Source organism: Campylobacter sp. IFREMER_LSEM_CL2194 (assembly GCF_025771685.1).
Taxonomy (GTDB): Bacteria; Campylobacterota; Campylobacteria; order Campylobacterales; family Campylobacteraceae; genus Campylobacter_D.
On sequence record NZ_JAKMQS010000023.1, the window covers coordinates 1 to 5,901 of the forward strand.

A 5,901-nucleotide genomic window follows, 5' to 3' on the forward strand; every position below is an offset into this window, starting at 1 on the left:
AAATATAAACTCACCCTAAAACAAATTTCTTTAAATGTCTAATTATATTAATAAAACTTTAAGCTTTTATTGCTATAATTTCATTTCCTTTTTAAACGAAAGGGTTTTAAAAAGCTAAGACTTTTTGTCTTAATTTTTTAGTATTTGTTCTTTAAATTATTAATATTGTTAATCAAATCTTATAGTCAATCTTTGAAATCTAAATAAGTGATCGATTGAGCCAGAAAGATTTATTTTAAATCTTAACAATCAACTTTTTCTTTGAAGAAAAAGATTAAACTTATCCAATTATTTTTTATGGAGAGTTTGATCCTGGCTCAGAGTGAACGCTGGCGGCGTGCCTAATACATGCAAGTCGAACGATGAAGCTTTTAGCTTGCTAGAAGTGGATTAGTGGCGCACGGGTGAGTAAGGTATAGTTAATCTGCCCTACACAAGAGGACAACAGTTGGAAACGACTGCTAATACTCTATACTCCTGCTTAACACAAGTTGAGTAGGGAAAGTTTTTTCGGTGTAGGATGAGACTATATAGTATCAGCTAGTTGGTGAGGTAATGGCTCACCAAGGCTATGACGCTTAACTGGTCTGAGAGGATGATCAGTCACACTGGAACTGAGACACGGTCCAGACTCCTACGGGAGGCAGCAGTAGGGAATATTGCGCAATGGGGGAAACCCTGACGCAGCAACGCCGCGTGGAGGATGACACTTTTCGGAGCGTAAACTCCTTTTCTTAGGGAAGAATTCTGACGGTACCTAAGGAATAAGCACCGGCTAACTCCGTGCCAGCAGCCGCGGTAATACGGAGGGTGCAAGCGTTACTCGGAATCACTGGGCGTAAAGGGCGCGTAGGCGGATTATCAAGTCTCTTGTGAAATCCAACGGCTTAACCGTTGAACTGCTTGGGAAACTGGTAGTCTAGAGTGAGGGAGAGGCAGATGGAATTGGTGGTGTAGGGGTAAAATCCGTAGATATCACCAAGAATACCCATTGCGAAGGCGATCTGCTGGAACTTAACTGACGCTAAGGCGCGAAAGCGTGGGGAGCAAACAGGATTAGATACCCTGGTAGTCCACGCCCTAAACGATGTACACTAGTTGTTGGGGTGCTAGTCATCTCAGTAATGCAGCTAACGCATTAAGTGTACCGCCTGGGGAGTACGGTCGCAAGATTAAAACTCAAAGGAATAGACGGGGACCCGCACAAGCGGTGGAGCATGTGGTTTAATTCGAAGATACGCGAAGAACCTTACCTGGGCTTGATATCCTAAGAACCTTTTAGAGATAAGAGGGTGCTAGCTTGCTAGAACTTAGAGACAGGTGCTGCACGGCTGTCGTCAGCTCGTGTCGTGAGATGTTGGGTTAAGTCCCGCAACGAGCGCAACCCACGTATTTAGTTGCTAACGGTTCGGCCGAGCACTCTAAATAGACTGCCTTCGTAAGGAGGAGGAAGGTGTGGACGACGTCAAGTCATCATGGCCCTTATGCCCAGGGCGACACACGTGCTACAATGGCATATACAATGAGACGCAATACCGCGAGGTGGAGCAAATCTATAAAATATGTCCCAGTTCGGATTGTTCTCTGCAACTCGAGAGCATGAAGCCGGAATCGCTAGTAATCGTAGATCAGCCATGCTACGGTGAATACGTTCCCGGGTCTTGTACTCACCGCCCGTCACACCATGGGAGTTGATTTCACTCGAAGCCGGAATACTAAACTAGTTACCGTCCACAGTGGAATCAGCGACTGGGGTGAAGTCGTAACAAGGTAACCGTAGGAGAACCTGCGGTTGGATCACCTCCTTTCTAGAGTACAAACTGATAAGTCTCACAACTATCAGTTCATATATAGACTCAATCATCCTTGTTTAGATTTCAAAGATTGATGAAAAGCTAATTTTGGGGAATTAGCTCAGCTGGGAGAGCGCCTGCTTTGCACGCAGGAGGTCAGCGGTTCGATCCCGCTATTCTCCACCATTTATTAAGGGCCTATAGCTCAGCTGGTTAGAGTGCACCCCTGATAAGGGTGAGGTCACAAGTTCAAGTCTTGTTAGGCCCACCATAAAAAAGATTTGTTTATCAATTCTAAGTTAAAGTTTTAAAACTTAAAGCAAGTATATAGCTAATAATAAAGCAGTAAATAAAGTAAAATACTTTATTGTCTATGTTTTTAAATTATTTAAACTCTTTATATATACTTCCTTTAGGTTTTAAGACCTAAGCTAAATAAATAATAGAATATTTTATATATTAGATTAATTATTTAATGTTATTTGAATTATCATTGTTAAGAGTCACAAGCAAGTTTTAATAAAAACAATTTTACAGGACTTGTTAAAGGATAAAACCTAGCTATCTTTTCTTTAGCTTTTAGTTAAAGACAAGTTTTAAACTCACAGCTTAGTGAGACTAATATTTTTAGTTTTATTAAGTGTTTAAATGCTTTCCGTCTTAAGATAGTAAAGTCTTATCATAAAAACTTTAACAAGGAAGTGATGCGTTTTAGAATGAATTTAAAAGGTAAGCTATTAAGAGCGAATGGTGGATGCCTTGGCTGGTAAAGGCGATGAAGGACGTACTAGACTGCGATAAGCTACGGGGAGCTGTCAAGAAGCTTTGATCCGTAGATTTCCGAATGGGGCAACCCAGTATATAGAGATATATACTACCATAATGGAGCGAACGTAGGGAATTGAAACATCTTAGTACCTACAGGAAAAGAAATCAATAGAGATTGCGTCAGTAGCGGCGAGCGAAAGCGCAAGAGGGCAAACCCAGTGCTTGCACTGGGGGTTGTAGGACTGCAATGTGCAATAGGTAAGGTTAGTAGAACACTCTGGAAAGTGTAGCCATAGAGGGTGATAGTCCCGTATACGAAAACCAAACCTTAGCTAGCAGTATCCTGAGTAGGGCGGGACACGAGGAATCCTGTCTGAAGCTGGGTCGACCACGATCCAACCCTAAATACTACTACCAGACCGATAGTGCACAAGTACCGTGAGGGAAAGGTGAAAAGAACTGAGGTGATCAGAGTGAAATAGAACCTGAAACCATTTGCTTACAATCATTCAGAGCACTATGTAGCAATACAGTGTGATGGACTGCCTTTTGCATAATGAGCCTGCGAGTTGTGGTGTCTGGCAAGGTTAAGCACACGCGAAGCCGTAGCGAAAGCGAGTCTGAATAGGGCGCTTAAGTCAGATGCTGCAGACCCGAAACGAAGTGATCTATCCATGAGCAAGTTGAAGCTAGTGTAAGAACTAGTGGAGGACTGAACCGATAGGCGTTGAAAAGCCCCCGGATGACTTGTGGATAGGGGTGAAAGGCCAATCAAACTTCGTGATAGCTGGTTCTCTCCGAAATATATTTAGGTATAGCGTTGTGTCGTAGTATAAGGGGGTAGAGCACTGAATGGGCTAGGGCATACACCAATGTACCAAACCCTATCAAACTCCGAATACCTTATATGTAATCACAGCAGTCAGGCGGCGAGTGATAAAATCCGTCGTCAAGAGGGAAACAACCCAGACTACCAGCTAAGGTCCCTAAATCTTACTTAAGTGGAAAACGATGTGAAGTTACTTAAACAACCAGGAGGTTGGCTTAGAAGCAGCCATCCTTTAAAGAAAGCGTAATAGCTCACTGGTCTAGTGATTTTGCGCGGAAAATATAACGGGGCTAAAGTAAGTACCGAAGCTGTAGACTTAGTTTTACTAAGTGGTAGGAGAGCGTTCTATTTGCGCCGAAGGTATACCGGTAAGGAGTGCTGGAGCGAATAGAAGTGAGCATGCAGGCATGAGTAGCGATAATTAATGTGAGAATCATTAACGCCGTAAACCCAAGGTTTCCTACGCGATGCTCGTCATCGTAGGGTTAGTCGGGTCCTAAGTCGAGTCCGAAAGGGGTAGACGATGGCAAATTGGTTAATATTCCAATACCAACATTAGTGTGCGATGGAAGGACGCTTAGGGCTAAGCAAGCTAGCGGATGGAAGTGCTAGTCTAAGGTCGTAGGAGGTTATATAGGCAAATCCGTATAACAATACTCCGAGAACTGAAAGGCTCTTCAAAGTCTTCGGACAGCGAGGAGAATTGCTGATGCCGTCGAGCCAAGAAAAGTTTCTAAGTTTAGCTAATGTTGCCCGTACCGTAAACCGACACAGGTGGGTGGGATGAGTATTCTAAGGCGCGTGGAAGAACTCTCTTTAAGGAACTCTGCAAAATAGCACCGTATCTTCGGTATAAGGTGTGGTTCGCTTCGTATTAGGATTTACTCCGAAAGCGAAGAAACTTACAACAAAGAGTCCCTCCCGACTGTTTACCAAAAACACAGCACTCTGCTAACTCGTAAGAGGATGTATAGGGTGTGACGCCTGCCCGGTGCTCGAAGGTTAATTGATGGGGTTAGCATTAGCGAAGCTCTTGATCGAAGCCCGAGTAAACGGCGGCCGTAACTATAACGGTCCTAAGGTAGCGAAATTCCTTGTCGGTTAAATACCGACCTGCATGAATGGCGTAACGAGATGGGAGCTGTCTCAAAGAGGGATCCAGTGAAATTGTAGTGGAGGTGAAAATTCCTCCTACCCGCGGCAAGACGGAAAGACCCCGTGGACCTTTACTACAGCTTGACACTGCTATTTGGATAAGAATGTGCAGGATAGGTGGGAGGCTTTGAGTATATGACGCCAGTTGTATATGAGCCGTTGTTGAGATACCACTCTTTCTTATTTGGGTAGCTAACCAGCTTGAGTTATCCTCAAGTGGGACAATGTCTGGTGGGTAGTTTGACTGGGGCGGTCGCCTCCCAAATAATAACGGAGGCTTACAAAGGTTGGCTCAGAACGGTTGGAAATCGTTCGTAGAGTATAAAGGTATAAGCCAGCTTAACTGCAAGACATACAAGTCAAGCAGAGACGAAAGTCGGTCTTAGTGATCCGGTGGTTCTGTGTGGAAGGGCCATCGCTCAAAGGATAAAAGGTACCCCGGGGATAACAGGCTGATCTCCCCCAAGAGCTCACATCGACGGGGAGGTTTGGCACCTCGATGTCGGCTCATCGCATCCTGGGGCTGGAGCAGGTCCCAAGGGTATGGCTGTTCGCCATTTAAAGCGGTACGCGAGCTGGGTTCAGAACGTCGTGAGACAGTTCGGTCCCTATCTGCCGTGGGCGTAAGAAGATTGAAGAGATTTGACCCTAGTACGAGAGGACCGGGTTGAACAAACCACTGGTGTAGCTGTTGTTCTGCCAAGAGCATCGCAGCGTAGCTAAGTTTGGAACGGATAAACGCTGAAAGCATCTAAGCGTGAAGCCAACTCTAAGATGAATCTTCTCTAAGCTCTCTAGAAGACTACTAGTTTGATAGGCTGGGTGTGTAATGGATGAAAGTCCTTTAGCTGACCAGTACTAATAGAGCGTTTGGCTTATCTTATTTAAGCATCACTTCCTTGTTAAGGTTTTTAATAAAGCTTTGAGTGTTTTTATATGAAATATTTATATAAAGATTATGTTCTTAAGTTTATAAAATCTTACAAGTAAAGTTTATATTAGAACTTGCTCTTAACATTGTTTTTTAAGTATTCTAAAACAGTAAAGTGATTTAGTTTAATAAAACATCTAAATATAAGAATAAGATGAAAACTAAAATAAAAATGATTTTTATATTTAAATCTTATTGATTGTTTTTATTATGCTATATTAAATAGAATATTTAAATAACAATGTCCGTGATTATACAGATGTGGAGACGCCTTGCTCCATCCCGAACCAAGAAGCTAAGCACATCGTGGGTGATGATACTACGCCTTACTGGCAGGGGGAAAGTAGCTCATTGCGGACTTGTTAATTCTCTTATTATTCTTACTTTATATATAATCCTATGTTTATTTTTATTGTTAGTTATTA

The 5,901-nt window shown here is 42.9% G+C and carries 2 tRNA genes and 3 rRNA genes; all 5 read left to right on the forward strand.

Annotated elements, in window-relative coordinates:
- Positions 1–294: 294 nt before the first annotated feature.
- The 5 genes from L8V79_RS07835 (at position 295) to rrf (ending at position 5,836) form a co-directional block, all read left to right on the forward strand.
- A 16S ribosomal RNA gene (locus tag L8V79_RS07835) occupies positions 295–1,808 on the forward strand.
- A gap of 95 nt (positions 1,809–1,903) precedes the next feature.
- Positions 1,904–1,979 (forward strand) — tRNA-Ala (locus tag L8V79_RS07840).
- 8 nt (positions 1,980–1,987) lie between these two features.
- A tRNA-Ile gene (locus L8V79_RS07845) sits at positions 1,988–2,064 on the forward strand.
- A gap of 456 nt (positions 2,065–2,520) precedes the next feature.
- Positions 2,521–5,428 (forward strand): 23S ribosomal RNA (locus L8V79_RS07850).
- 291 nt (positions 5,429–5,719) lie between these two features.
- A 5S ribosomal RNA gene (gene rrf / locus L8V79_RS07855) occupies positions 5,720–5,836 on the forward strand.
- The 16S, 23S and 5S rRNA genes sit together here with 2 tRNA genes alongside, the layout of an rRNA operon.
- Positions 5,837–5,901: the final 65 nt, after the last annotated feature.